Source organism: Methylobacterium sp. Leaf465, from assembly GCF_001424705.1.
Lineage (GTDB): Bacteria > Pseudomonadota > Alphaproteobacteria > Rhizobiales > Beijerinckiaceae > Methylobacterium.
Genome location: NZ_LMRA01000034.1, coordinates 458504 through 484616 on the forward strand (window position 1 = coordinate 458504; position 26113 = coordinate 484616).

The 26113-nt window shown below is 64.5% G+C and carries 20 protein-coding genes and 1 pseudogene; 10 read left to right on the plus strand and 11 right to left on the minus strand.

The window, feature by feature from the left end; genetic code table 11:
• Positions 1 to 12 precede the first annotated feature (12 nt).
• Entirely contained in the window at positions 13 to 1515 is a 1503-nt protein-coding gene (locus ASG51_RS17225; RefSeq protein ID WP_056275925.1) for an NAD(P)/FAD-dependent oxidoreductase, read from the minus strand.
• 161 nt (positions 1516 to 1676) lie between these two features.
• Between ASG51_RS17225 and ASG51_RS17230 the strand changes: the two genes are divergently transcribed.
• A complete protein-coding gene (locus ASG51_RS17230) occupies positions 1677 to 2438 on the plus strand; it encodes a DUF3750 domain-containing protein (RefSeq protein ID WP_056382037.1) in 762 nt (253 codons plus the stop codon).
• Between the two features lie 74 nt (positions 2439 to 2512).
• The gene (locus ASG51_RS17235) at positions 2513 to 2695 is read left to right on the plus strand and encodes a hypothetical protein (RefSeq protein ID WP_056216177.1); all 183 of its coding nucleotides are present in this window, start codon (positions 2513 to 2515) and stop codon (positions 2693 to 2695) included.
• Positions 2696 to 2720: 25 nt separating this feature from the next.
• On the opposite strand, the gene ASG51_RS17240 is transcribed toward ASG51_RS17235, so the two are convergent.
• A complete protein-coding gene (locus tag ASG51_RS17240) occupies positions 2721 to 2900 on the minus strand; it encodes a hypothetical protein (protein WP_056216095.1) in 180 nt (59 codons plus the stop codon).
• 455 nt (positions 2901 to 3355) lie between these two features.
• Between ASG51_RS17240 and ASG51_RS24315 the strand changes: the two genes are divergently transcribed.
• The 4 genes from ASG51_RS24315 (at position 3356) to ASG51_RS17250 (ending at position 5428) form a co-directional block, all read left to right on the plus strand.
• A complete protein-coding gene (locus tag ASG51_RS24315) occupies positions 3356 to 3562 on the plus strand; it encodes a hypothetical protein (RefSeq protein ID WP_156389756.1) in 207 nt (68 codons plus the stop codon).
• A 61-nt stretch (positions 3563 to 3623) separates the two neighbouring features.
• Positions 3624 to 3845: a hypothetical protein gene (locus ASG51_RS17245; protein WP_056216093.1), complete on the plus strand. Its 222-nt coding sequence runs from the start codon at positions 3624 to 3626 to the stop codon at positions 3843 to 3845.
• A gap of 53 nt (positions 3846 to 3898) precedes the next feature.
• Positions 3899 to 4216, plus strand: a complete 318-nt coding sequence (locus ASG51_RS23565; protein WP_082514081.1) for a hypothetical protein — start codon at positions 3899 to 3901, stop codon at positions 4214 to 4216.
• A 945-nt stretch (positions 4217 to 5161) separates the two neighbouring features.
• Entirely contained in the window at positions 5162 to 5428 is a 267-nt protein-coding gene (locus tag ASG51_RS17250) for a hypothetical protein (RefSeq protein WP_056382039.1), read from the plus strand.
• A 109-nt stretch (positions 5429 to 5537) separates the two neighbouring features.
• On the opposite strand, the gene ASG51_RS17255 is transcribed toward ASG51_RS17250, so the two are convergent.
• Entirely contained in the window at positions 5538 to 5819 is a 282-nt protein-coding gene (locus ASG51_RS17255; protein ID WP_056275908.1) for a hypothetical protein, read from the minus strand.
• A 544-nt stretch (positions 5820 to 6363) separates the two neighbouring features.
• Here ASG51_RS17255 and ASG51_RS17260 point away from each other — a divergent pair.
• Positions 6364 to 8973 carry an EAL domain-containing protein gene (locus ASG51_RS17260; RefSeq protein ID WP_162245246.1) on the plus strand — a complete coding sequence of 870 codons (2610 nt, stop codon included), beginning with the start codon at positions 6364 to 6366 and terminating at the stop codon, positions 8971 to 8973.
• An 85-nt stretch (positions 8974 to 9058) separates the two neighbouring features.
• Here the strand turns inward: ASG51_RS17260 and ASG51_RS23570 are convergent.
• A pseudogene (locus ASG51_RS23570) lies at positions 9059 to 9318 on the minus strand (hypothetical protein); the annotation flags it as partial.
• A 71-nt stretch (positions 9319 to 9389) separates the two neighbouring features.
• On the opposite strand from ASG51_RS23570, the gene ASG51_RS23575 reads away from it, so the two are divergent.
• Positions 9390 to 10037, plus strand: coding sequence for a transglutaminase-like cysteine peptidase (locus ASG51_RS23575; RefSeq protein WP_162245247.1), 648 nt, complete (start codon positions 9390 to 9392; stop codon positions 10035 to 10037).
• A 130-nt stretch (positions 10038 to 10167) separates the two neighbouring features.
• A complete protein-coding gene (locus ASG51_RS17265) occupies positions 10168 to 11223 on the plus strand; it encodes a right-handed parallel beta-helix repeat-containing protein (RefSeq protein WP_156389757.1) in 1056 nt (351 codons plus the stop codon).
• A gap of 4612 nt (positions 11224 to 15835) precedes the next feature.
• Here ASG51_RS17265 and ASG51_RS17275 read toward each other — a convergent pair.
• The 7 genes from ASG51_RS17275 to ASG51_RS23580 all read right to left on the minus strand — a co-directional run bounded on the left by ASG51_RS17275 (position 15836) and on the right by ASG51_RS23580 (position 24937).
• Positions 15836 to 16444: an SGNH/GDSL hydrolase family protein gene (locus tag ASG51_RS17275; RefSeq protein WP_056382046.1), complete on the minus strand. Its 609-nt coding sequence runs from the start codon at positions 16442 to 16444 to the stop codon at positions 15836 to 15838.
• 346 nt (positions 16445 to 16790) lie between these two features.
• On the minus strand, positions 16791 to 18233 hold the full coding sequence (locus ASG51_RS17280) for a hypothetical protein (protein ID WP_056382047.1): 1443 nt from the start codon (positions 18231 to 18233) through the stop codon (positions 16791 to 16793).
• Positions 18230 to 19621, minus strand: coding sequence for an oligosaccharide flippase family protein (locus ASG51_RS17285; RefSeq protein ID WP_162245248.1), 1392 nt, complete (start codon positions 19619 to 19621; stop codon positions 18230 to 18232). The genes ASG51_RS17280 and ASG51_RS17285 overlap by 4 nt, the downstream gene beginning before the upstream one ends.
• A 129-nt stretch (positions 19622 to 19750) precedes the next feature.
• Positions 19751 to 21994, minus strand: a complete 2244-nt coding sequence (locus ASG51_RS17290) for a Wzz/FepE/Etk N-terminal domain-containing protein (RefSeq protein ID WP_056219720.1) — start codon at positions 21992 to 21994, stop codon at positions 19751 to 19753.
• A gap of 152 nt (positions 21995 to 22146) precedes the next feature.
• On the minus strand, positions 22147 to 23154 hold the full coding sequence (locus tag ASG51_RS17295) for a glycosyltransferase family 2 protein (RefSeq protein ID WP_056277887.1): 1008 nt from the start codon (positions 23152 to 23154) through the stop codon (positions 22147 to 22149).
• 137 nt (positions 23155 to 23291) lie between these two features.
• A complete protein-coding gene (locus tag ASG51_RS17300) occupies positions 23292 to 23888 on the minus strand; it encodes a CatB-related O-acetyltransferase (protein ID WP_056382051.1) in 597 nt (198 codons plus the stop codon).
• Positions 23885 to 24937 carry a glycosyltransferase gene (locus tag ASG51_RS23580; protein ID WP_082501510.1) on the minus strand — a complete coding sequence of 351 codons (1053 nt, stop codon included), beginning with the start codon at positions 24935 to 24937 and terminating at the stop codon, positions 23885 to 23887. Before ASG51_RS23580 ends, ASG51_RS17300 begins: the two co-directional genes overlap by 4 nt.
• 837 nt (positions 24938 to 25774) lie before the next feature.
• On the opposite strand from ASG51_RS23580, the gene ASG51_RS17310 reads away from it, so the two are divergent.
• The coding region (locus ASG51_RS17310; RefSeq protein ID WP_156389758.1) for a GDP-mannose 4,6-dehydratase at positions 25775 to 26113 on the plus strand (339 nt) is incomplete at its 3' end.

The following is a 26113-nucleotide window of genomic DNA, read 5'->3' on the forward strand; positions in this document are numbered from 1 at the left end:
CCGCGCGCATCGTCAGGCTGCCCGGCGCGGCACCATGCGCTCGCTCGTCAGGGCGTCCTGTGCGCCCGAGACGCCCGCCTCGGTGTATTCCGCATCCTCGTTCACGCACCACGGATCGTAGCGGCGCTCCCCGGCGAGGATGTTCTCCACCGTGAGCATCGCGGTCATCATCGCGTGGTCCTGGTTGTTGTACTTGTGCATGCCGTTGCGCCCGACGAGGTGCAGGCTCGGATAGGCCTGTTCGAGGTCCCGCCGGATGGTGGCGACGTGGGCCTTGTAGTCCTCGTCGTAGACCGGATAGGCCTTGGGCTGACGCACGACGCAGGCGTCGACCACGTCCTCGGAGCGGATCAGCCCGATCTGGCCGATCTCGCGCTTGGCCAGCGCGATGAGGTCGGCATCGGACTGCGCCCAGAGCCCGTCGCCCTCGAAGCAGAAATACTCCAGGCCGAGGCAGGTATGCGCCGCGTCCGGCACCATCTCGGGCGACCACGAGCGGAAGTTCTGCACGCGCCCGACCTGCACGGACGGATCGTGGATGTAGATCCAGTTGTCGGGGAAATTCCGGTCCGAACGCGCGATCAGCGCCACGGTGAGGAAGTCCCGGTACTGCAGGGCGCGGGCCTGGAAGGTGCTGATCGGCGCGGGCGAAAGCGATCCGACGAGTTCGCGCAGCGGCGCCGAGGAGATGACGTTGCGCGCCGTGAAGGTCTCGCGGGTGCCGTCGGCGGCCTTGGCCGTCACGGTCCAGAGGCCGGTCCGGACCTCGTAGTGCAGGCCGTCCACGCCCCGGTCGAGGCGCAGCGTTCCGCCCTGGGCCGCCACCTTCGCGGCGGCCGCCTCCCACATCATGCCCGGCCCCTTGCGGGGATAGCGGAAGGACTCGATCAGCGTCTTGATCACGGGCTCGCCGGCGCGCGGCGCCCTGCGCAGGCCGAGGGAGCGAACCAGCGCGTCGCGGATCGCAGCCCCGAGATCGAGTCCGTTGATGCGCTGGGCCGCCCAGTCCGCCGAGATGGCGTCGCAGGACATGCCCCAGACCTTCTCCGTGTAGGTCTTGAAGAAGATCGAGAACAGACGTTCGCCGAAGCGGTTGCGGACCCAGTCGTGGAAGCTCTTCGGCTCCGCGATCGGACGGGCGCGGGCATAGAGGTAGGAGGCGACGCAGGCGGTGCTCTCCAGGATCCCAAGGTTGCGCAGGGCCTCGAAGGCCTTGAGCGGATAGGCGTAGTACTTGCCCTTGTAGAAGATCCGCGACAGGCGCGGCCGCTCGATGAAGTCGTCCGGCAGCAGCTCGTCCCAGAGATCCACCACGGCCTTCGATTTCGAGAAGAAGCGGTGACCGCCGATATCGAACAGGTAGCCGTTATGCGCGACCGTGCGGCTGATGCCGCCGACCTGGGCCGGATCCTTCTCCAGGACCGTCACCGAACGCCCGGCCTTCGTCAGCAGATAGGCGGCGGTCAGGCCGGCGGGTCCCGCCCCGATCACGAGCGTTTCCGAGTGGTGGCTCATCGGGCAGGACCGTCAAGTTAACCGAAGGACGACACATCTCCGGGATAGCGCGCGAGTGGTTAAGGAAGCCCTGTCCGCGCCGGGGCGGGGGCCTCCGCGCGCAGGGCCCCCGGGGTCCCGCGGTGCGCGGTGGCCCTCCCGCCGTCGACCCGGCGCCCCATATGCGCTTGGTCCTCCCGCCGTTCGGAACCGCCTTGCTCAAGATCGCCGCTCTCGCCTTCGTCCTCCTCTATCTCGCCCCCATCGCGATCTCCGCCGCCCTCTACGCCCGCCAGACCCGCGGGGACTGGCGCTCCGCCGACCGGTCCAGCACCGGCCTCCTGCCGCCGGCCGCGACCCACCCCGAGGCGATCGTCCGGATCTTCTCGGCACGGACGGTGAGTTGGCGCGGCATCCTCGCCACCCACAGCTGGATCGTCGTCAAGGAGGCGGGGGCCTCCGCCTATCAGCGCTTCGACTACACGGCCTGGGGCCAGCCGATCTGGATCGACCGCTTCGTGCCCGACGGGCGCTGGTTCGGAAGCGTTCCCGACACCATCGTGGCCGCCGACGGTCCCACCGCGGAGGCGATGATCCCGCGCATCCGGGAGACGATCCGGACCTACCGCTACGCGCAGCCGGGCGATTACACGGTCTGGCCGGGTCCGAACTCGAACACCTTCGTGGCCGCCGTGATGAGCGCGGTGCCCGAGATGGCGGCGAGCCTGCCGGCCACTGCGATCGGCAAGGACTTCCCCTACGACGGCCGCTGGATCGGCCTGACGCCGTCGCGAACCGGCCTGCGGCTCAACCTCGGCGGCTATCTCGGGCTGACGGTGGCTTGGGTCGAGGGCCTCGAGGTGAACCTGCTCGGTGCCGTGGCGGGACTCGATCTGCGGCGTCCGGCCCTCAAGCTTCCCGCCCTCGGTCGCGTGGGATGGTGACGGGCTCGGCCCCCACCGGGCTCCCTCGAACCATCCGACCGATGGACCGTTTCATGGCATCGGGAGGTGTGCTCATGACCGTCGTGGCTTCGAACAAGATCTGGCTGGAAGGCAGTACCGCCCGGACCGATGGGCTCCCGGTTTCCGCCAATCCCTATCCGGCCGGATCGCAGGAGAGCGCGGACTGGCTGGAGGGCTACACCACCGTCGAGGCCGAGCAACTCGGCGTCAGTCCGGATGCCGGCGAGAACATGTAGGCCCGGCAGGGGCGGGTGATCTCCGCTAGCGCGTCAGGCTCGCCTTCACCGTTCCGGTCGTCGCCGGCTCGGCCAGGGCGGCGGCGAAGGGATTCAGTCCCCTCTGGTCGACCACGCTGGCCGAGTACAGCGACAGGGCCGCCAGCAGACCGATTCCCAACGTGGCCTTCAGAACCGTCCAGAGGCGGCCGGTAGCGGAGCGCATGGTTCCATCCCTGACGTGGCGTTCAGGCTGCTTCGGCCGGGTTCGTGGCGCCATGATGGCCGGCCGCGGGAAAGCGCTGCCCCGAGGGGGCGACGGGGGCCAGGGTCACGGGCGGCTTCGGGGGTCGCGGATGGCCACGGGACACCATCCCGAGCAGTCCCGGTACAGCGACGGCAGCGCGGAGGCGAGGCATCGCGATCGACGTGCGTCGGCGCACCCGGATCCGCGGCGCCGCCACGAGCGGCTCCAGGGTCCGTCGCTCTCGTCACCGGCGTCCCCGCCCGGGAATGGGCATCCTCGGCGGCGATCCGGGGCGAGGATGCGCCGAGTTCAAGGGCTCGGCACGGGCCGCGGCCTGCGACTCCTTGCTTAGGCGTCGGCAAGGAACGCCCGTCGCGGCGAGACATTCTCTGCTCACATTCAGACAGTCGTGGCATACCAACGGGGTTCCCCGCATGCGCAACCATATCACGCCCAACCATCGCGCCCTGTCGGGGCCATCGATCGAGGCGGGTCAGAACTCCGGTTCCGCCGCCTCGACCCAGCGCCTCGAGCGGCTTCACGACGAGCACGGCGGGCCTGCGGCCGGCCCACCGTCCAGGCCGTCCGGCGCCCGCGTCTCACCGGCTTCCGACTTCGAGGGCTTCGGCTCGTTTTCCTGAGTCGAAGCCCGCACCGGACCGCGTCCCCGACGCGATCATTCGCCCTCACAGGATTTTTTCGATGACCACCCTGACCCATCTCGATGCCACACCCCGCCAGACCACGAACGATGTCCGCAACGTCGACGCCAATCGGACCGGGCCGCACAGCACGTCGATGAACCGCGAACACCGCGTCGGAAACACCGTCGACCAGGTGGATCAGGTCAGCAGCGTGACCCTGCTCGGGTTTGCGGTGGCGGGATCGATCGTGATGCTCGCCGCCCATTGGCTGGTGGGCTGAACCTCCGGGACGACCGGCGGTCGCCGATCGATCGTAGCTGCATGGACGGACCGATGACCCGCACCCTTCTGACCCCCGCCGCCTTGGCAATTGCCCTGTCCGCCTCCCCCCTAACGCATCCGGCCTCGGCGGAACCGCTCGCGCCCACCGGCGGAGCGGGAAATACCGGGGTCACCACGCCGTCCATGGCTCCGGGCGCCGCGCCGCGGGCCAGCGACGCCGTGGGTCGCCCCGCACCGAACGTCGTGGGCAATCCCAGCCCCAATTCCATTCCCGGAAGCAGCCCGGGCCTGAACATCGGCGGCACGCCAACCAGCGGGCCGCCCGGGACCGGTGGTGCGGCGGGCGGCCCTTCGATCGGCAACCAGTAGCGGGGCAGCCCGGCGCCGCCCCGGTTCAAGGGCGACACGCCCGGCCGCCTTCCACCGGATAGGGCGTGACGACGGCAATCCAGGTCGAGGCCCTGCCGCCCGCATATGCCCGACAGCAGGCACCCCGCGTCGGCGCGTCGCCCGGAGAGGCGCCATCCGGCCCACGGAGTTCGCGCAACCATCGGATGATTCCGGCTCGGCCGTTCGTCTATCTCATGCCTCCCGAAACCCGGGGGCTGTTACCTTGACACCCGCGCGGTTCACGCCGTGGCGGGTGTTTTTTCTGGCTTCGCCCTGGGACATCGTCAGGAATCGTCCGGCGTGACGGGCATTGGGCCGATCGACCGACCGGCCGGCTCGTCCGCCCTGCGCAGGATGCGCGCGCGACTCTATCGCTGAACGCGGCAACGCCCGTCGCGAGGAGGCGATCGGACGGGTCTGCGAGATCTGCGATGCCGCGCGAAGATCTGCGCAGCGCCGGCGTCCGATTGTTATCCGAGACAGGTCTCGAAAGGACAGGGGCCCGAGTAAGGCGATCTTCGCATGCGACAGCGAAGATCCCGGCCGTGCGAGCCGACCCTGACCGCCAATGGTCGGAACGCCAATCCATCGCGGGGATGCTGCCGGTGCGACGCACGTCCTCCTCGGTGCCAGCATCCGCGGGGGGCGTCCGTCGAATGCCTTCCCCGGTTCTGCGAAAGCTCTGACGCGTTTTTCGGTTCCTGTTGCTGGATTGTTGCTGCGAATCGTCCACGATTCGTGTCGAATTCCTCCGTTGAGGTCGACGCCCGATCAACCGTTAGGTCTCACCGCGCCCGCCCGGCTCCGGCCGCGGCGGGTTTTGATTGGCAAGTTCCGATTCGCAAGTTCCGATCGACAGGTTCCGATGGGAACGACGAAGACGGACCGACTGTTGCCCTGGTAATCTCGCCATCAGGACACCCCATGATCAGAACTGCCGCCCTCGCCCTCAGCGCCTCCCTCTTCAGCCTGTCCGCCCTGGCCCAGCCCGCCACGGCCCCTGGCGCCGTCCCCGGCCAGCCGCGCGGCACCGTGGTCCAGGGCCAGTCGAACACCACGGGCAACGACCCCAGCGTGTCCGTCTCCCGGGGTGCGACCGGTGCCGAGACGGCGACGACGGACTCGGCCGCGGGTGGAAATGCCGGCAAGCCCGAGCAGGCCGTCCCCAACAGCAGCGCCGGCGGCCGCTGACGCCTGACGGCCTTCGGCAAGGCCTGTTCTTGACAAGTCCCGACCGACCCGCCCGGCTCCGGCCGCGGCGGGTTCTTCATGCCCGGGGGTCAAGCCACCGGGGGCCGCCTCAGCCGACGTCGACGTCGATGTCGAACGCCATGCCGCGGCCCGGCCCCTGGTCGGCATAGTCGACGAGGGCATAGCCGCGTTCCCGCAAGGCGGCCTCGAGACCGTCCCGGTGCTTTCGGAACGTCTGCCCGATCGCCAGAGGCGTCAGGCGCGGATGGCTCTGTCGAAGCTGGTCGACGCCGATGCTCAAAGGCGCGCCCTCGCGGTCGGCGATGCGGATGAGGGCGGATGCCAGATCCGCGGCCTTGGTCTCGGCCGCCGATTTCGCCTTGAATGCCATGATCGGATTCTCTTCTCGTATCATCCGTGATGAGGACCGGCCCGTGTGGATCCCGCCTCGTGCCGGCCACCCCATCGCCCCCGGTGATCGAGTGGGCGGTCCGCGCCCTGCTGGGTTCGCCGGGCAAACGGAACGCGCCGAGCGTCCGCGCCCTCCGGCCCTTTCACCCGGCGTGGGAGAGGGGCCGAGCGCCCGTGCACGGATCGATACCGGGCCGGTGGCCGCCCCAACACATGTTCTTCCTTCGTTCTAGCAGATGCCGGGGCGGGATGCACGGGAGAACCGGCAGTCCCTCCAGACCCGAGGCGCGCCGGTCGGGCCGGCCTTCACGGCAACCAGGAGCTCGACGATGATCGAGGAACGGGAAGGGCGGGGTCCTCTACAACTAGGCTATAGCATCCCAATCACAAAGTCGTGTCTGAGTCTGCCGCCTTCAATCCGCGATAAAAGCCGCGGACGACCATGATAACATCAAGCAAGAGTAACGCGGCGTTCACTGAAGCTTTTGACGAAGACATAAGGTCTCCCGGGCTAAATGCATCCCATGATGCTCACCCTCGCAACGCTTCTGGAAAGCCAAGCCGTCGTCTCCGTCCTGGCTGCAGCGACGATCTGCACCCTGAGTGCCTGGCTGACGGTGCACCTGCTCCGGAAGGCCGAGGCCGCGCCGGCGACCCGACGCGGACGATGGCTGGTGGGCACGGCCCTCGCCGCCGGGCTCGGAGTCTGGACCACGCACTTCCTGGGCATGCTCGGATATCGGACCGACGTCATCCTGGGCTTCCATTCCGGGACCACGATCGCGTCCGCCCTGATCGCCGTGGTGGCGGTGGGCGTGCCCTTCGCGCTCTCGGCCCTGCCGAAGGGTCGCCCGGCCCGGGGCCTCCTGGGTGCCGTGGCGGGGCTCGGCATCGGCGCGATGCACATCACCGGCATGTCCGCCCTCGAAGGCTGCACCCAAAGCCAGTCGGACACGGCCAACGCCCTGGCCTACCTGCTGGGGGCGGGGGTGATGGCGGGGGCGCGCCTCCTCCCCGAGCGCCGGCCCTTCGATGCGATCGCCTGCGCGCTCATCGTCCTGGCGGTGTGTGGAACACACTTCACCTCCCTGGCCGGGACGGTGCTGGAGGGGCAACCCACCGCGACGCTCGGCCCGAACGTCCAGGTGGCGCTGAGCATCCTGACCGCCGCCGGTGCGGCGATCCTCATCACGGGTGCCTTCGTCGCCCTAGCGGCGACCCGGCGCTTCGAGGCCCAGGAACAGGCCCACCTGAACGTCCTGGCGACGGCGCTCCAAAACATGTCCAACGGCATCCTGAAGATCTCGTCCCAGGGATCCATCGAACTCTACAACCAGCGCCTCCTCGGCATGCTCGATCTGGCTCCGGACGCCGTCCGGGTCGGGATGCACCTCGAGGACTTTCTCAAGGCCACGGGTGATTCCAACGGATGGGATGCCGAGCGCACCGCCCGTGTGGCGGGCAACCATTGGCTCTGGATGGGCAAGGACGAGGAGACCCGGATCGAGCACCTCTTCGACGACGGCCGGATCCTGTCGATCGCCTGCCAGCCCGTCGCCGACGGCGCCGTCCTGACCTACGACGACGTGACCCGGGACCGGCGCGCCCAGGCGGAGATCTCGCAACTGGCCTATCACGACCCCCTGACGGGTCTGTGCAACCGGCGCGCGCTCAACGAGCGGATGCTCGCCGTGCATCAGACGGGGGCTCGATCCACCCTGCTCCTGCTCGATCTCGATCGGTTCAAATTCGTCAACGACACCTTCGGCCATGCGGTCGGTGACCAGTTGCTCGTCGCGGTGGCGGGCCGGCTGCGCGCGCTCATCGGCGAGGCGGACTTCATCGCCCGGCACGGCGGCGACGAACTCGCGATCCTCACGGCGGGCGATACAGCCTCGGCCAAGGCCCTGGCAGACCGGATCGTGGCGGAGATCGAGAAGCCCTACATCCTCGCGAGCATGACCGTGGTCGTCGGCTGCAGCATCGGCGTGTGCGGCCTCGACGACAGCACCAGTCCCAGCGACCTGATGCAGCGGGCCGATATCGCCCTGTACGAAGCCAAGCGCCGGGGCCGCGGGGTGGCGGTCGGCTACCAGCCCGGCATGATCGAGGCGATCGCTGCCCGCGGCCATCTCGAGAACGATCTGCGCGGGGCGCTCGCCCTGCGGCAGTTCTATCTCGTCTATCAGCCGATCCTGTCGCTCACGACCGACCGGATCGTCTCCTGTGAAGCCCTGATCCGCTGGAACCATCCGCATCGCGGACTGGTCTCGCCGGATGAGTTCATCCCCCTCGCCGAGGAGACCGGGCTGATCGTTCCGATCGGACAATGGGTGCTGGAACAGGCCTGCCGGGAGGCTGCGAACTGGCCGGACGCGCAGCATCTGGCCGTCAACGTGTCCGCGGTCCAGCTCCGTTCGCCCCTCCTGCTGACGCATGTCGCCGAAGCCCTGGCCGCGAGCGGCCTGCCTGCGAGCCGGCTCGAACTCGAACTCACGGAGACGGCGCTTGTCGAGGACGGGCGGCAGATCGCCCATACCCTGGACGCTCTGCGGCGGGTCGGCGTCAAGATCGCGATGGACGATTTCGGGACGGGCTACTCCTCCCTTGCCCACCTGCGCGATCTTCCCCTCGACCGGATCAAGATCGATCGCAGCTTCGTCGCCGCGGCGCTGGACGACCGGCAATCCCTGGCGGTCATCAAAGCGGTGACGCAGATGGGCCGCGACATGAACATCCCGACCCTGGCGGAGGGCGTGGAGAGCCGCGAGCAACTCGATCTCCTCCGGGCGATCGGCTGCGACGCGGTCCAGGGCTACCTGATCGGCCGGCCCTCCCGTCGCCAGACGGTCGCCTACCCGGATGGGACGAGGTGGCTTCGCGGCGGTGAACGACAGACCCTCGTGGCGCATGCCTCTGGCGATTTCCCAGAGGGCGTGTCGGACCTTCATCAAGCGCCATGCGCGGGCGACGGTCGTGGTCTCGAGGAGGGCACCGTACCCAAGATCGATGTGATTGCAGGCCACCCACGCAGGCAGCAGCTCACAGAAGACGGGTTCGATGTCCCGGCAAGCGCGCTCCCATTCCCCTCTGATCTCGGGCGCCTTCCCGCATCCGTCCCCGTCGCGCGGTAGCGGGAGAAGCCTCGCCGAGCGAGCCGGACACGGGGATGCGCTCTGGCTCTTCGCCGGCGCGCCACGCATTTCATCGGGCGTTTCACGCTTCGGCGATCCGTTGCGTTGCGCGTCCGTGCTGTTCAAGGAAAGCGAAGCGGGCTTCAACGGTCCATGGCCACGAACCGATGCAGCTTGCCCTGTCCGGGGCTGACCTGCGCGATGCCGATGTGACGGTCGCGGAATCGGGTCGGCCTTGAAGCGCGACCGCTGAGGCTTGTCACTGTCGACATCCGGCAGGCAGCGATGCAGCGACGAGTGGGTCGGATGCGGAAGGCTCGGCTGCTGCGCGGAGAGGTCGTCGTCGAACCTCTTCGTAACCTCTCACCTTTAGCGTCGCCTCCGAGGATGAGGTGGTTATGCGGCGCTCTACAGTCATGGCGGCCTTGTTCGTGGCCCTGTCGCCCCCTTCGGCCTCGGCCAACGGACACGCAGCGAGCGGAACCGCGCAGGCGGTCTTCATCGCAGACGGCGAGCCGACCTTGGCGCCGATGGCGTTTCTCCAATTCTGTCTGAAGTATAAGTCCCAGTGTGCGACACCTTCAGAGGAGACGCCCATCGTCATCGAGCTTACGCCAAATAATCTCGCCGAGATGCGGAGCGTCAATGCAGCTGTCAACGCGCGTATAGCACCGAATCCAGCCAAGGACGGCGATCATTGGTCACTGGAAACCCGATACGGCAACTGCAACGATTATGCGGTTCAAAAGCGGGATGAACTTGCGCGACGCGGTTTTCCAATTTCAGCCCTCTCACTTGCCACGGTCATGACGCGTGATGGCCAGGGCCACCTTGTTCTGACGGTGCGCACGAACAGAGGCGATTACGTCCTCGACAATCTGAATGCGGCCATCATGCCCTGGAACACCGTGCGCTACGCATGGCTGAAGCGGCAGTCGGCCGCAAAACCCCGCTATTGGGTCGACCTGAGTGGGAGCTCTCCTGCCCACCGTGCACAGACTGCATCGAGTCGTCCGCAGCCCGCGCATCGGAACCGCATCGCAAGCGCCGGAGCGCCCCTCTAAGCCATTCGATCGGTGGCATGCCGCGAGGGAACGACCGCGATCCAGTCCGCGCCGGAGTTCGACTGTCTGCCTTGACAGACGAAGGGGCCTGCACAAAGCTTCTGGCGGGTGCCCGCAAGCCAAGGTGAACGTGTCTTTTCCGCTCTTGTCCCGCCGTGAAGTGATCGCTGGCCTCGGTGCGGCCGGCTTCCCTCGCATCGCCTCGGCGACCGACAGGGAGGTCATCGTCAAGCCGGGCGACTCGATCGCTGGGGCGCTCGCTCAAGCTCCCGCCGGCACGACGCGGCGCCTGCGCCTCATGGCTGGTGGCCATGGGCCATTGACGCTGCAATCTCTGAAAGGTGGTCGGCTCGAACTGACCGGTGAAGACGGTGCGGTCTTGGGCCCGACGGTGGTGCGCGGATCCGATCAGATCGTTTTCCGCAACCTCGCGTTCAGGGGAGAGAAGGGCGGAGCGACCGTCCCAGGTCTGGTGCTGATAGATCCGAGTTCGCGGGATATTCTGTTCGAACGGTGCAGTTTCGCGACCTCCGACAGCGTCACGGGTTGGAGCAGCCGCGATTGGGTCGATCGGCCTTATCCGATCGGCCTGTTCGCACGCGGCCCGCAGGTCTCCGTGAAGGAAAGCCGCTTCTTCAACCTTCGCAATTGCCTGAGCGTGGCCGGCGATGGCGGAGTGGTTCAGGGTTGCAGTTTCGAAGCGTTCGGCAACGATGCGATCGAGTTCGGCGCCAACAATCTGAGGATCGTCTCCAACAGGATCCGAGGCGGGTACCATACGCAGGTAGACCCGCTCCATGCCGATGGTATTCAGGGTTTTCCGGCCCCAAATTCAGGGCAATACCAAAATATCTTGATCGACTCGAACATCATCGAGTTCGTAGGGCCCGGCGACTACATGCAGGGCATTACGATTTTTGATGGTTCCTGGCAGAATGTCCGTGTAACGAACAATAAGGTCAGTGTTAATGTCTGGAACGCGATCGCGTTGTATGGCATTTCTGGTGTTTTTGTTGAGGGAAATATCGTTTCTTCGACGGATCCAAAGATCCGGAACTGGATAGAAGTTCGTGCTTCGAAGACCGGCGTGAGATCGACCGACGTCGTTGTTCGCAACAACGTTGCGCCCCTGTTCAAGACGGATCGGGGAGCGACGTTGGCGAACAACCAGGTCCGGCTGCGCTGATCGGGCGTCCCCGGAGCGCCGGTGTGGGCTCGGCTNGCGGCCGTGATCGGCCTGCTGACCCCGTTGTTCGCAACAACGTTGCGCCCCTGTTCAAGACGGATCGGGGAGCGACGTTGGCGAACAACCAGGTCCGGCTGCGCTGATCGGGCGTCCCCGGAGCGCCGGTGTGGGCTCGGCTCCGCCCGGGCCCGGGGCCGGGCCGACCCGGGGGGCGGGGACGAACCAGCTCCCCCGGCGCCACACGGGAAGCTCGGCGTCACACGAGAAGAATGTCGTGGGCGTGCAGGTTGGTCTGCGGGGTTGCGAAGGTGGCCACCACCACGGCCGCGCCCGCCCCCGTACCGTCGGCGTCCCACAGGAGCTGCTTGTGAGCGACGTCGTTGAGGAACTGGCCATGGCCGGCCAGAGTCGCGGCGGTGCCGGTCACGAAGTAGTCGTCCGGCAGCACGCCCGCCTCGGTGTGCCCGCCCAGCGCCGTGTGCTGGAACGACAGGGTGTCGCCCGCGCCGAAGCTCGGCAGCGCCTTCTTGGTCAGGCCCTGGAACACGAACTGGTCCGCGCTGCCCGTCAGCGTCACCGTCACGTCCTGGCTCGCCGCCCCCGACTTCCCGTCCCCGACCTGCATCGTGTAGGTCTGGGTCACGCTCTGGCCGGCGGCCAGGCCGTCCAGGGCCTTGTCGGCCACCTGGAACGTCCAGCCCACCGAGCCGGTCCCGCCGCCGGTCGTGTCCGAGACCACGCTGGCCGCCAGCGTGCCGAGGTAGCCGCCCGCCTTGGGGGTGATGCGCACGCTGTGCGCGTCCGACAGGTCGGCATCCGCGAAGGCGAAGGCGCCCCCCGTCTGCTGCAGGCCCGCATCGCCGAACACGCCCGCCTTCTCCGTCACCGTGCCGGCGATGGCCGCGTCCCCGGGGGCGTAGCCCTTGATCGTCGGCGCGTCGTTGACGCCCTTGAGGGTGATCGTCACCGCCTGCTGGGCGCTGCCGCCGTGCCCGTCATCGGCCACCACCGTGGTGACGAGCTTGAGCGCGTCGTTCTGCCCGATGAAGTCGAGGGCCGTGTCGGCGATCGCGTAGGTCCAGGTCGCGCTGCCCTTGTTGGCGCCCAGGTCCCCCGTCGGCATCGTGAAGGCGGCCTTGAGCGCGGCGATCTGGTCGGGCGTCAGGCTGGCGCTCAGGTCGACGCCCGCGGCGGTGACGTAGCTCAGGCTCTGGCCGGCCACCGAGACGGTGAGATGGTCGCTCAGGTCGGCATCCGCGAAGGCGAGGGTGCCCGACCGGCTGTGGTTGACCGCCGCCCCCTCGTACCAGGTGGYCCCGGCGCTGCCCGTGATGGTGGGCAGGTCGTCGCTGCCCACCAGGGTCACGGTCACGTCCTGGCGCACTAGGCCGCCCTGCCCGTCCGAGAGGGTGAGCGTGTAGRTCTGGTCCAGGGTCTGGCCGGCAGCGAGGAAGTCCAGAGCCTTGTCGGGCGCGTTCCAGGTCCAGACGAGCCGGCCCGCTCCGCCGCCCGTGGTGTCGGCGACGATGGCCGCGCTCATGGCGCCGAYGAAGCCGCGCCCCTGCATCGAGACGCTGACGCTGTGGGCGTCGGTCAGGTCGCGGTCGGCAAAGCCGGCCGTGCCCTGCAGGGTCAGGGCCGTGGCCGAACCGGTCGACCCGGCCGTCTCCAGGACGGCGACGCGCGCGGGCGCCGAGGTGAAGGTGGGCGCGTCGTTGCTGCCCTTGAGGGTGACCACCACGTCCTGCCTGGCGGTGCCGCCGTGACCGTCGTCGACCTGCACCGTGGTGGTGACCGTGGCGCTCTCCCCGCGGCCGAGACCGTGCAGGGCGTCGTCGGCCAGGCTGTAGCTCCAGGTGCTGCTGCCGGCATTGCCGCCCACGGCCCCGGTCGGCATCGCAAACCCGCCCTTCAGGGCCGCCACCATCGCAGGGCTCAGCAGACCCGTCCGATCCCCCCCCGACGCGTCCGCGTACGAAACGCTCTGACCGACGATCGACGTCGTCAGCAAGTCCCCCAGATCCCCGTCCGAATAAACCAACGTGCCGGNATCCCCCCCCGACGCGTCCGCGTACGAAACGCTCTGACCGACGATCGACGTCGTCAGCAAGTCCCCCAGATCCCCGTCCGAATAAACCAACGTGCCGGCCAGATCGTGCTTGATCGCGGTGCCCTCGACGATGCCAGCGTTGGCTGAGTTGGCAATGGTCGGTGCCAAGTTCGGATCTTTCAGGGCGATGTTGAGCGACGCACTGGCGACCTGACCCCAGATATCCTTGATGGTGTAGGTGAAGTTGTCGACCGCATCGGTCGGAAGCGATCCGGCGGTGCGCGTGTAGGCGTAGCTGCCGTCAAAAGCCATGACGAGGGTGCCGTACAGACCCTTCAGGACCGTACCCACCGAGGTGCCCCCGATGCTCAGAACCGTTGCCGCGTGATTGGCGAGCGGGATCACACCATCGGAGGCCGACACGGCGAAGGATCCGCCGATGCCCTGCTTCAGGGTCAGGCTCGCGTTGGAAGCCGTCAGGGTGGGCACCAGGTCAGCTCGGTCGACCAGGATGAAATCGCTGGTCTTCAAGGCGATCTTGCCGTTCAGCTCCAACTTGAAGTCGGTCTTCAAGTCGCCATCAGCATCGAGCTCGATCGTGGTGATGCCCGAAGCATAGGTGTAGCGCAGCTGCCAGGCGTGGCCAGTGTAGCTTTCCGAACCGAGCCACTGCCAGTTGGAGAGGACTTTCGGGGCGCCCGTGATCGCTGCGAGGTCGATCCGATCCTGCCCCTGGTTGAAGTCGGAGATCCGGTCGACACCATCGTCCGTCAGCGACCTGTAGACGAAGATGTCCTTGCCTCCGCCACCCGTGATGAAGTCGCGACCGCCGCCACCGACGATGACATCGTTGCCGGCCCCACCGACGATGTAGTTGGAGCCGCTGCCGCCGAGGATGTAGTCGCCCTTGGCCGTGCCGATGATCGCCGCGCCGGGCGCGGCGGCGACGATCTTGTTGAGGCTCGACAGGTCGGGCAAGGCGCCCACGGCTTCCAGGCCCGGGGCATCCGGGCGACCGCTAGCATGCATGTTGTCGGCGTAGACCATGTCCTTGGGCCGCGAGGTCTGCTCGAGTTCGCCGTACAGGCCGTAATCGATGACGTTGCCGACGACCTGTACACCGGTGATCGAGCCCACCTGGGCTGCCGAGTGTGTCTGGGTCGCGCCATCCGAGACCAGGACGCTGTAGCTGCCGCCTAGGATGACGTTGTTCTTGACCAGAACGTCCGAGACGTTGCCGGCCTCGCCGGTGATGCGCACGGCGTTGTTGGTGGCGACCCGGGCATCCGCGCTGGGGCGCCAGTCGATGACGTTGTCGGACACGACCACCGGGCCGATCGTCTTGGGGATCCAGATGCCGTCGGAATGTGCACCGCTCGCATAGCCCCCGCCCGCGATGTAGTTGCCCGAGATCGTCCCGCTCTGAATGCTCAGCGCATCGTTCGGCGCATCCACAAAGCTGCTGTTCGTGATGACGGTGTTGTAACCCCGCGAGACCACGAAATCGACATACCCAGCGCGGTCGAGCTTGAGACCGTCAAAGCTGGACCGGTCGATCGTAAGGTTCTTCGTTCCGGCCGCCGAGGTGATGGAGTAGGTGCCAACCGACGCGTCGAAGCTTGAGTTCTTGATCGTCACGTTGTCAGCCTGCACGATGATCGCGACGCCGCGAAAATCGTAGCCATCGAAGGTGACGCCAGACTTGGTTACGACGAGTGTGTTGAGAGCCTTATTGTAATAAATTCCGTCGGCACTGGTCAAAGTTGTAAAGATCTTCAGCTGCGATAAGCCAAGCGGGTTTCCGACAGGAGCGTCAACCCCAGCGATGCCAGTCAGCGAATTATTAGAAACGATTTTCGCGATGTCTTTGGCGATCTGCATGACTGCCTCTAGCTGCCTCTTTCTTAGGAGGCGTAAGAACTTATCCTGCAATCACGTTCGCCGAACGCCCTCTAAGTCCGCGTGTGATGATTCGATAAAATGCAATGCAAGTCAGCGTATCGTCGTCGAACCGGGGAGATACCTAAGCAATCCTTCCCAAGGTCTGTTTGCGCTCCTCAGCCAGTCGTTCCCATCTGTACCCTCGCGTACAAACAGGAATGCCCCCCGGCAGGGCGGCGTGGAGAGCAGATGCGGACCGACCGACATCGGACGCGTCATAAGGTGCGCCTGAAGGACACGGTGCTGCAGGCGGACCTGGACGGGATAAGCCGCCGGGTGGCGCGGGCGGATTCACCCCGCAGTCCGGGAGCGACGTCTCCGCGGCCAAAGCTGGCAGCGATCGTGTGGCACCTGCGGATCGTGGCCGCGTGGCGGGCGCTGCCAACGCGCAGTCCGCCGTCGCGTACCGTCTAGGGTGAGTTCCGGCGCTGGATCGGGAAGGGCCGGTTCGAGGACCTGATGCGAATTCCAACCCGCCAGCAGCGACGGCGTTGCGGACATCGCCCAGAGTGCGACCATGTCGGAGGGGGCACGTGCCTCACCCTAACCCTAACCCTCTCTCCCACGGGCGAGGGCGTTCGTTCCAACCCAGATGACCGAAGCGATCAACCAAAAATGGTATCAGGCGCCGCAGTGCGGAAACAAGGCTTCCTTAATCGCCGGCACGATGATCCGTGTCGCAATCTCGGATCTGGGATGGCTCCCATCCGGGAGAGCGGCAGCGAGTTCGGACACGGACAAGGCGCGCCATCCAGGGCGATGGTCTATGAAGGTGAGGCCTTCTTGCGCCGCAACGCGAGCGTAAATATCGTAGTAATAGTTCAGAAAAGGCCTGAGGACACCGCGTAGCCCGATCACCGGATTCATAGCCATGAGAACGATACGGGGCACGGTGGATCCGTGCCTTAACCGGGCGATGATGGTCCGAAGATTTGCTTCGCTCGTCGACGGCAGAATCCATCGATCCAAAGCGGCATCATTCGCCGAAAATTCGATGAGGACAATGTCGGGCCTCAATGCAACGACATCGGCAACGGCGGTGAGCGCCCAGGCCGACGAGGCGCCACTGCGGGCCAGGATCTCAACCTCCACGGGGCGCGCGACGCAGGGTTGAATGGCGCGAGCCAGCGCATCCTGCCATGCGCCGCGCGCCGTCAGGCTGGTGCCGAAAGTGACGATGCGGAGCGGGCGATCCTCGCTTCGGCTCGGTTGTACCGTCGCAACCAGCACCGTTGCGGTCACTCCTGCCCAAAGGCTCACCCGACACGAAGACATCAGTGTCCGACAAGACGTGTTTCGAGGCGCCCTCCTTACGGGGCGAGGGCCAGCGATCCCAATTTCATGGCTCACGATACCTACTGCCGATAGGCGCCCCCGGCTCTGGATGCTGGCGGCGCAAACGTGCCTTATCCCTGCCTTCGACAAGAACCGGGATCAAAGTCAACGGACTTCGCGGGCCCGGTCTCGATCGCCCAGCCGGACAATCGGGGTCTGGTGGCCCGCATTCGGTCGCGCACCATGAAGCAGACCCGTCGCGTCCTGTGCCCATCAACACATGTATCGCTCCAGCCCAGCATCATCGGACGCCGTTGGACAATTCATTCGGGCGCGCTGGCGGACGCGGAGGTCTGCCCCACGCACGGGCCATGCGCCACGTGCGACGCATCGGTGGTAGAGCCGACGGCGGAGAATCGTCACGCGCAGACGGATGCAGGTACAGGCTTTCCGACAGACCCGCTCTCGCCCCCAGAACCAGAGCGAGCAGTGTCCAAGTCGCGCCCCAGAAGTGCACCGTGAAGGCGTTGAAGAAGATGATGAAGATCACGATTCCTAGGCCCTGGCGGAGAATCGTGATCTGGGGATTGGGATAGCGGGTCTGAGGTCTCAGCGGCATCGTGATGCCCGTCGAGAGCATTGACAGGATCAGGAGCACTAGGGCCGGGAAACCGTGCCGGATGGTCTGAATCAGGTACAGGGAATCAATGCTCGGCGGCATGTCGTCGGAGCGTAGCCAGTCGGCGAAGCCGATCCCCATCCAGGGGGCGCGGGCGACGTTCAGACCGACCCACTGCCAGATCTGCACACGGAACAAGCCGGTTTGCGGATCGTACGTCAGATTGCGGATCAGCGTCGTCAGCGGATCATCGACGAGCGCAAAGAATGTGGTGAGCAGGAACAGGGCCGTGGTGAGCAAGACCACCATCCGCCACGGAAAGCGATCGAATGCCCGGAGGAAAAGGATCGTGCCGATCGACATGTTCAGCGACAACAAGGGTGCTGACGAGAGTGGCAGCAACACGCCAAGCAGACAAACCGTGATCCACAATCCCTTCTCGCTCGTCCGCATCGCGGAATGCCCGATCATCAGAAGGCATACGACGAAGAATACGCCGAACAGGATTGGATGCTCGAGAGATCCCTGGGCGCGTACCAGTCCGAAGCGCCGTGCAGGAACGTCATCGAGTGGTGCGTGCGAAAGAATCCGGCCAATCGTCCAGACGAAATGCTGGCCGGTCAGGGTATCGAGAACGGCCGTGATGACGAGAAGGACGAGAACGAATCGGAGGACACGGATCATCTGCTGGAAGCCGGAGGTCGTTCCGAAGAAGACTCGGGCGACGACGTAGGCGAGCGTGAATTCGATCGCCGCAACAGCTCCGTAGCCCACAAGCCCCTTCACCCCCTCCAAAATACCCAGGGTCAACAACATCCAGAAGGACATCAGAGGGACAAGAACGTCGGACGCGATCGGAATGTATCCGCCCGTCGTGAGCTTGCGCCAGAGCTCGCGAAAGGCCGGCACAGCCGCAGCGAACAGGGTCAGACGCGGAAGTGTCAGAGCGCCCGTGACGAAGGTCAGCGAGGAGGGCGCGAAGAGGAAGCCCGGAAAGAGCCAGGCAACCCAATAGGCGAGCCGCGTGTTCGTGCGATAGCGGCTCTGGGCATTCCGCGCCGCGAGCCGACGCAGTCCGGGGGTGATCGTCCGGGTAACCGCCATGCGTCGCGTGAAGGCACTCATTCTGCTGCCTGACCTCGACCAGCCTCCTCTGCTGCCGGTCCGATCGGTGCGCGCGCGCGAAGGTAGCCGTCCCGAGCGGTTTGCGCCAGGAGGATCCAGGCTGCGCCGGCGATCACGATGCCGCAACTCAGGCCGATGTAGATGCGATACGAGAGCGGATCGAGAGCGGCAATCGTTGCAAACAGGAGACCGATGACCAGGGGGGGGACGATGAAGACTGCACTGGAGATGACGGCATCTCGCCAGGCGGAACCCAGTCTTGACCGTACGATGTACAGCGCGGCGCCGAACGCGATGAGTTCGCCGATGGTCATCCCAACCAGAAGGGATTCAAGCTGTGGACGCAGATACATGAGCAGCGCCCCGAGCGCGAGGCCCAGCATCGGCATCTGATTCGCGATCGCGAGTTGTCCGGTTCCACTGGTCTGCAGGAGGACAGACGTCGCCGGCTCCGTGCGGCAGATTCTCAGATAAACGACGAGGCCAACCAGCAAGATCGTCAGGTCGGACGCCACGAAGCGCGGACCGAAGATGGCCGGCAGGAAGCTCTTGGCGAGGACCTCCCAACCCAACGCGTAGATGGCTGCGACGATCGGGACTGCCCGCGCGTAGAGGCGGAGCCTGGCGGCGTACACGCTCGGCTGCGTCGAGGCGTTGACGAGGCCGGCCAGTTGGATGGGCCCCAGAAGGCGGAACAGGCCGGATGTCGGGACATACGAGGTCAGGATCACGACCGCGTAGAGACCCAATGTCTGCAGCCCCAGCATCGCCCCCACGAGGAGACGGTCGCCCTGGGTCATGATCGCGTTCCCCATGCCGTTCACGATCAACGGCAGGGAGTAGCGAAGTGCCTGACCCGTCAACGGGCCGCGCAGGATGACGGCGAACTGCGACCGAGCCAACAGATGCGTCATGGCCACGTTGATGCAGGCCTGAACGAGCAGGTAGGCCAGAAGTGCGTGATGTGTCCCGGTTTGGGTGCCGACGACGAGCATCGCGGCGATACCGCAGCCGTGAGACAGGATCGAGGCTGCGAGTTGCGGCTTATAGTGGTAGTCCCGCTCGTAGACGCGAACTTCGAGGTTCTCGAGACTCTTGATGAGAGGCAGTGGCGCGAGCCAGGCGAAGCCTGACCACTCCCCGCAACTGACCATGCCGCAACCGACTGGATAACTCAGCGTCAGGATGAGCAGTGCGACCAGGATGCCGCGCACCAGGGCAATGCCATGCGCCGTGGCAAGAGCCTCCTCGTAGCGCTCCCGGGGGGATGCCAGAACGAAACGATAGAGGCTCGTATCGGTGATCTGTTCGACCGCACCGTAGCTCGCGGTCAGCGCGGCAGCGAAGCCGAATTCGTAGGGTCCCAAAATGCGCGTGAGGATGATCATCCTCACGAATGGAACGCCTATCTCCGTTGCTCCGAGGACTGCCAGCGCCCCCGCCTTGGATATGGCCGCCAGGCGCATCGGTCGCTGCCTCTGAGATCAACCGGCAAGCGTGACCACGCACGCTACCTTTTAATGGGAGAAATACTTGGAGCTGTAATAGGTCGAGACGCGCTCACCGTATCGCGGCAAATCCTTCATCTCGGCCATATTGAGAATCGATCCCGTCAGCTTGTCGAATATCCCGGGGATCGATTCCAGCGCTTCGCTGACGATCTGCGGGTCGCTCTTGCCCCATGCCAGAACCAGCAGGAAGCTGGTGATCGAGCTTGAGACCGCCCGGACATCCGACAGCGGAACGATCGGCGGAAGATCGACGACGATATAGTCGTAATGTGCCCTGGCCTTATCGATCAGTTCACGGAAGTAATCGGACTCGAGGCTCGTCACGGGTACGCCATTCCGCGTCCCGCCGGTCGCGTTCTGGTAGTCGCCGAACTCCGGCCGCGTGCTTGTCAGGGCTGGAATGAAGTCGAAGGGAAGATCCGGACGACGGACAAGCGAGATCGGTGCAGCCGTGACGACCGTACCGTGGGGCAGGTCGCTGCCCTGCGGCGCAGCGATCGCGTTGGAGAGGCTCGGATTGCGCATGTCGCCGTCAATCAGAAGTACGCGCCGATCGTTCTGAGCGAGCACGAAGGCCAGGTTGGCGGAGAGGGTGGTCTTTCCCTCGTCGGGGACGCAGGAGATCACACCAATCACCGGGCAGCCCGCTTCGTTCTCGCGCTGATCGATCGTCGTCTTCGCAATCCGGAGCGTCTCCGCTGCAATCGTGAAGGGATTGCGTGCGGCGAAGTCGAGTGGCATCCGCCAGCCGGCGGGGGCACGCCGCTGCCCGTTCGGTTGAACCCGCGGAACGTATCCGAAGCATTCGATGCCCGAGGCTGCCTCCGCTTCGGAACGCGTCCTGATCTTCCGGTGCATCAGTTCGAGGGTCAGGGCGCCCGTCAGACTTCCGAAAAGGCCCAGGATTGCACCACCGGCCGCGAAGAGGATCCGCTTGGGTTTGCTCGGAAGCGACGGCGGGGCGGCGGCGCCGATGACGCGCGCTTCGCTGATCGGGAAATTCTGGCGTTGCAGAGCATCGTTGTAGCGCTGCATGAAACCGTCATAGGACGCTTTCAAAGACTGGGCCTGCGCTTCCATCGCGTTGAGCTTGACCTGTGCCTCGCCCGTCGCAGCCGCACGCTCGAACTGCTCGGCCAGGCTGGTCTTGATCGAGTTCTCACGCGCCAGGGCGACATCGTAGTCGTTCTTGTAGCTTTCCTGGTAACGCAGCAGCTCCTTGCGGATCGAGTCCTGGATCGCCTTCGCATCGGCCCGCAGCTTGATGACGGCGGCATGGGTCTCGCCGTACCGGGATGCCAGAGAATCGGCTTTGTTTGCCAGATCGAGATACTGTGTGCGAAGTTTCGAAATGACGGTGTTCTGCAGCGCATCCGTGACCGTCAGTTCACCAATCGAGTCGGGCGAGAAGTTCATGGCCTGATCAACACGTGCTTTCGCCTGGGCCCGCTGGGAGGCGGCATCGGCGAGTTGCGTGCTGAGATTTTGCAGTTGCTGCTCGTCGACGAGCTTTCCATCCGAGCGCGCGATTTTTGCTTTGCTCTGGTACTCGCTTGCAGCTCGCGAAGCCTTGAGCATCTGGTCAGAAAGCTGGTCGGTCCTGGCCTTCAGCCACGTGACCGCTTGCCGTGTGACCTCGTAGTCCGCATCGAGCTGCTTCTTGATGTAGACTTCGGCAAAAGCGTTCGCGATCTTCGCAGCCAGATCCGGGTTGCGAGCGTCGTATGAGATCGTGAACGAATAACTTTTGTCGACCCGATCGACTTTGAGGCTTTTCGAGACGGCGATCATCGTGTTGGCGATGCGGTCCTCTTCGTCCGGAGGCGGCGCGTCCTCGGAGAAGAGACCCTTGATCGATGCGATCAGCCCTGGGGAGGCCTGTGTGAACTCTGGATTGTTCTGCAGGTCCAGGGAGGTGACCACGCCGCGGACCACGCTTTCCGACTTGATGGTTTCCGCTTCCGTATCTGCACGTCCCGAGTCGATCATCGGCTCGTCGCGGCGCTGCGTCTGAGCATTGACCGGCTGAGCGATCGCGACGCGTCGCGGATCCAGAGACAGTTGTGCCGTCGCTTGATAGGTCGGCGTAACGAGGTAGCTTGCGGCGTAGCCCACGAACAGACCGATCGGCGTCAGGGCCAGGATAAGGCGAAGGTGCCGGCGCAGGATCGACAAGACGACGCGGATCTCGTTGACCAGAGTCGGCCGTTCCGGGAATGGAACCGCATACCCGACATTCGTCTCAATCATCAGTCACCGTAATCCATTTCGCGACTACCGGATGTTTCGCCCCGGCCAGCGTCGACGGACGACCCCACCATAGCCGAAAGGATGTCTGTTTGAAGGCCGTGCTGCGTTGCAAACGTCGAGTTTGCACCGCGACAGCCCCATTTCGACCCTTTTCACGGGCGCGCCGGCGGAGGGGCGAATTTTGCCGGAAAGCCGGTGTCACCCTTGAGGCCGCTGAACCAGCCCGCCAGCGCGACGCCGAAATTCTTGTACGCTCCCTGGGCAGCATACTGTGTCGTCAGGAGGAGCGTCGAGACGGCCACGAGCGGAAAGATTCCTGGGTAGAACCGTCGTGTGAGGAGCAGCTTGCTTCGCTCATCGAGGAAGACGGAGAAGCTGGAACGTGCCTTCCGGCTGTGATTCGAGCCGATCGTGGCGCCATGATGATGGTGGACGATGGACTCGTGCGCGTAGCCCAGCCTGAAGCTGCCTCGCCGCAGGCACCAGTCAACTTCTTCGGCATAGAGAAAATAGCCCTCCTCCATGGGGCCGACGGTCTCGATGAACGGCCGTATGACGTACATCGAGGCCCCGCAGACATACTGCATCTCGGCTTCGACCTGTGCGATGTCCGGCGTGGCGGAGGCCGGCTCTCCAAGCCCGATATTCCAACCGCGTGCAATCCAACGGCGCCAGCGGCCCCCGTACATCTGGATGCGCTGATTGTGAGTCAGGACAATGCGGCTTCCGACTACGCCGTAGGAACCCTGTGCCGCCCGTGCCTTCAGGGACTTCAAAGCCGCCGGCTCGGGCGCCGTATCCGGATTGAGGATCCAGATCGCATCCCAGTCCGGGTCCGAGGCGAGATGGTCCAAGACGGCGTTGATTCCACCTGCATAGCCGAGGTTGCCCGGCGCCCGATGAACAAAGATGCGAGTCTTGCCATCCGAAAGAGTGAGGACGCGCGTGGCAAGCCCACGCTTCGACAAGTCCGGCGCAGAGGCGTCGGCTTCGCAGAGTGGACGCAGGGAAGCGCACAGCTCTGCGAAAGCCGTATCACCGCCATTCTCGCAGATGTGAATCGTATGGTCTGGGCCGTCCATTTCCCTCAGGCTGGAGACGCATCCGACGATGTCGTCTGGACAGCGGAAACCAACGATGACGATCGCGCAGTAGCTCACGGCTTTTTCAATTCCCAATTCTAGCTTGCGGCGTCCTCGCCACGAGGACCCCTCGCGCGGTGGGCAGGTCCTGCCCGAGGCTTTCTAAGCGATCCCTCGAAGGGACCCTCCGCCGCGAAACCCGTCTCGGGCGAGAATCATGCCGCGGCGGATGCGGGTGCGAAGACGAAGTCCGGGCGCTCGGCAACCAGTTGGGACAAGGCTGTCTTGTCCAACTCCCACCAGCAGCTCTCCTCGATCCGATCGATGGTCGCTTGCGAGAAGCGCAGGCGGACGACGCGGGCCGGTGCGCCGGCCAAGATGGCATACGGAGGTACATCCTTCGTGACGACCGCGCCGGCACCGATGATCGCTCCGCGCCCGATACGCCCACATCCCGGTGTGATCGTCGCGTTGTGACTGATCCAGACGCCATCCTCAATGACAATCCGCGTCTTCACCGTTCGATCGCTCCGGACTATGCCGAAGCTGGGATCATAGAAATAGGGGTGGGTGGACAAGGCATCGATGGGATGGTTGGCGTCGAGAATGCGTGCGGTTTTTGCAATCGAGCAGTATCGGCCAATGACCGAACCGGGCGGAATCCGCCATCGATCGAAGCAGCCGTAAGAGTAAAGTCCGATTGTGATGTCGTAGCGAGATGCAAAGTAACGGCGCAGTGCCTGGCTTTCGTACTCGTTCTGACGCTCGCGGCGAAGCAGCAGGCGCTCTCGGATTTTGTCGATGATGGTCATAGCTGGGATCCAGGCTCGGAAGCCACTAGGAACTGTCGGATCGGTGCTGCCTGCGAAAGCCAGCGCTGATTGCGTTCTTCGCTGTCCCGGAGATGCGCAGTCTGAGCCGCGAAGCGGGCGTAGTCGCCGGCAATGGTCTGACAAGCGTCCATCAGGCCTGCGACCGAATTGTCGACAAAGCAGGCGGAGCCGAACAGGCTCCGCAGAAGCGGGAAATCGCTGACGATCATCGGCTTCCCTGCGCCGACCGCTTCCCCCCCCGCACTGAGCAAAACACCGTCCATGGTCGTCAGGCACAGGATTCCGGATGCCTGGGCGAGGAGTGCATCGTAGGCATGCACGGGCAGGAATCCGGTGAAGGTGACATTGCTTGGCAGAGCATCCATGAATCCCTGCTGAGCTGCGCGGGATTTCAGACCGGTAATCTTGAAGTCGTAGTCGGGCAACAATCGTGCGGCCTCGATCACATTACGCACTGGTTCGTCCTTGTGAAACGAACAGGGCATGACGAAGCACGGGCGTCCACTAGGTGGGGCTGTCGAGACCGTTTGGTAGTCGGGAGAGCGATCTTCGAGCACTCTCAAATTGCGCTTATCGACCCCGAGGCCGTGTGCTGTCGTGAGTATGATTTCATTGTGGACGAGGACCAAATCGAAGCTTCGCATCAGACGGTGCGTGAATGGAACCTGCAGCCAGGGAGCGGCGAGCGCGGAATTATGAATATCGGCAACCAAGCGGGGACCTTTCTTCACCGATAAAAGGCGTAGAAGCAGGCAGAGATGCACGAGAAAATTCGGAGGTAGCTGCACCCAGACAACGTCGGGCTTCCCCATCAGCACAATTCTGGCCGTTTGAAGGACTTGAAGCGGATATCCGATCAGAATTTTTAATGCCGTCCAGCGTGCAAATGGAGGCGGCACGAAATGTACGCGATAACCAAAATAAGCATCCATCGATGTCGGGCGACGCTGATATTTCGCCCAAACGATATAAATCTGTTTAGGGATGCTCTGCTCAGAATCCGGTGCTTTTAAAATGAGCGCCTCCATGCGCCTTGCGCCAGCTTGAGAAAGAGACGTTTAAACGTACTTGGTCATTTCAGCCCGAAAATTCTCTACTGCCTCCTACACGGCTCGCGCCTGATGTCAAAATTTGCCGCTTAAACAAAAGTCAATGCCGTGTGAAAAGTGGACTAATGGATCGAGATTAAAATCTGGTGGAGTAGTCAGCATCATATCTATTCTTATGCTATTAATAAAAATATGCTTGTCTGAATTGGGTGTCATACTCTAGCAATTTTTGCGGAATTGGCGGTTGGATGTCTAGAATCTTTGGCAATAGATATCGCCTCTCGCTTCTGTCCAGCCGACTGAATTCCTTGCCCGATGAGCGGAATCAACGCCCTGCGCGCCGAGCCCGTCCAGCGTCGTTCTCTCTGATATTCCTTCTGAATTCCGGCGTCCGGGTTGCTCTGCAGCTCAAGCTGGCATCGCTTTTGCTGACGGTGCTAGTGTTAGGATCTCAACAGACCCAACAAAATTCCGGCCCCGGAGCACAGGACGATCCGAACCGTTCATGCCTGACGGCGGAAAAATTCTATTCTCCCATCGTACGCAAGCCCTTATCTGAAGGAATTGAGCACTCTCTCAATTTCAACTCGCCCCATCATCAATTCTTCTGACCCAGCTCCAACGAGCCGTTTGTCTCCGTTCCAGCTTGATGCCTTGTCTGCATAGACATTCGGAAACCATAAGACGGGCATGATAGAGCTTCGCTGAGAAGATGTCGCCGACCGATGCGGATTCCGTCAGACAATCGACGGCAGTCGAGCCCTGGAAATCGGGTTATGCTCCCAACCGGATCGGTCTGAGAGGAAAAAACGACCCATGCGCATCTTGGTGACGGGCGGCTGCGGCTTCATCGGATCGGCTCTGGTCCTGCACCTGGTGCAGGACCTCGGACATGCGGTGGCGACGCTCGACGCGCTGACCTACGCGGCCAACCCGATCTCGCTCCAGCCGCTAGCGGGCAACCCGCGCCACCGGCTCGTCGAGGCCGACATCTGCGACCCAGGAGCCGTGCACGCCCTCTACGCCGACTTCCGGCCCGAGGCGGTGATGCACCTGGCCGCCGAGAGCCATGTCGACCGCTCGATCACCGATCCGGGTGCCTTCATCCGCACCAACGTGGTCGGCACCCAGGTCATGCTGGACGGGGCCCGCAGC

Excerpts from the sequence above, each read along its gene's own strand:
- ASG51_RS17225 (WP_056275925.1), bottom strand. The coding sequence starts at position 1,515 with ATGAGCCACCACTCGGAAACGCTCGTGATCGGGGCGGGACCCGCCGGC.
- ASG51_RS17230 (WP_056382037.1), top strand. The coding sequence starts at position 1,677 with ATGCGCTTGGTCCTCCCGCCGTTCGGAACCGCCTTGCTCAAGATCGCC.
- ASG51_RS17235 (WP_056216177.1), top strand. The coding sequence starts at position 2,513 with ATGACCGTCGTGGCTTCGAACAAGATCTGGCTGGAAGGCAGTACCGCC.
- ASG51_RS17240 (WP_056216095.1), bottom strand. The coding sequence starts at position 2,900 with ATGCGCTCCGCTACCGGCCGCCTCTGGACGGTTCTGAAGGCCACGTTG.
- ASG51_RS24315 (WP_156389756.1), top strand. The coding sequence starts at position 3,356 with ATGCGCAACCATATCACGCCCAACCATCGCGCCCTGTCGGGGCCATCG.
- ASG51_RS17245 (WP_056216093.1), top strand. The coding sequence starts at position 3,624 with ATGACCACCCTGACCCATCTCGATGCCACACCCCGCCAGACCACGAAC.
- ASG51_RS23565 (WP_082514081.1), top strand. The coding sequence starts at position 3,899 with ATGACCCGCACCCTTCTGACCCCCGCCGCCTTGGCAATTGCCCTGTCC.
- ASG51_RS17250 (WP_056382039.1), top strand. The coding sequence starts at position 5,162 with ATGATCAGAACTGCCGCCCTCGCCCTCAGCGCCTCCCTCTTCAGCCTG.
- ASG51_RS17255 (WP_056275908.1), bottom strand. The coding sequence starts at position 5,819 with ATGGCATTCAAGGCGAAATCGGCGGCCGAGACCAAGGCCGCGGATCTG.
- ASG51_RS17260 (WP_162245246.1), top strand. The coding sequence starts at position 6,364 with ATGATGCTCACCCTCGCAACGCTTCTGGAAAGCCAAGCCGTCGTCTCC.
- ASG51_RS23575 (WP_162245247.1), top strand. The coding sequence starts at position 9,390 with ATGGCGGCCTTGTTCGTGGCCCTGTCGCCCCCTTCGGCCTCGGCCAAC.
- ASG51_RS17280 (WP_056382047.1), bottom strand. The coding sequence starts at position 18,233 with ATGAGTGCCTTCACGCGACGCATGGCGGTTACCCGGACGATCACCCCC.
- ASG51_RS17285 (WP_162245248.1), bottom strand. The coding sequence starts at position 19,621 with ATGATCATCCTCACGCGCATTTTGGGACCCTACGAATTCGGCTTCGCT.
- ASG51_RS17290 (WP_056219720.1), bottom strand. The coding sequence starts at position 21,994 with ATGATTGAGACGAATGTCGGGTATGCGGTTCCATTCCCGGAACGGCCG.
- ASG51_RS17300 (WP_056382051.1), bottom strand. The coding sequence starts at position 23,888 with ATGACCATCATCGACAAAATCCGAGAGCGCCTGCTGCTTCGCCGCGAG.
- ASG51_RS23580 (WP_082501510.1), bottom strand. The coding sequence starts at position 24,937 with ATGGAGGCGCTCATTTTAAAAGCACCGGATTCTGAGCAGAGCATCCCT.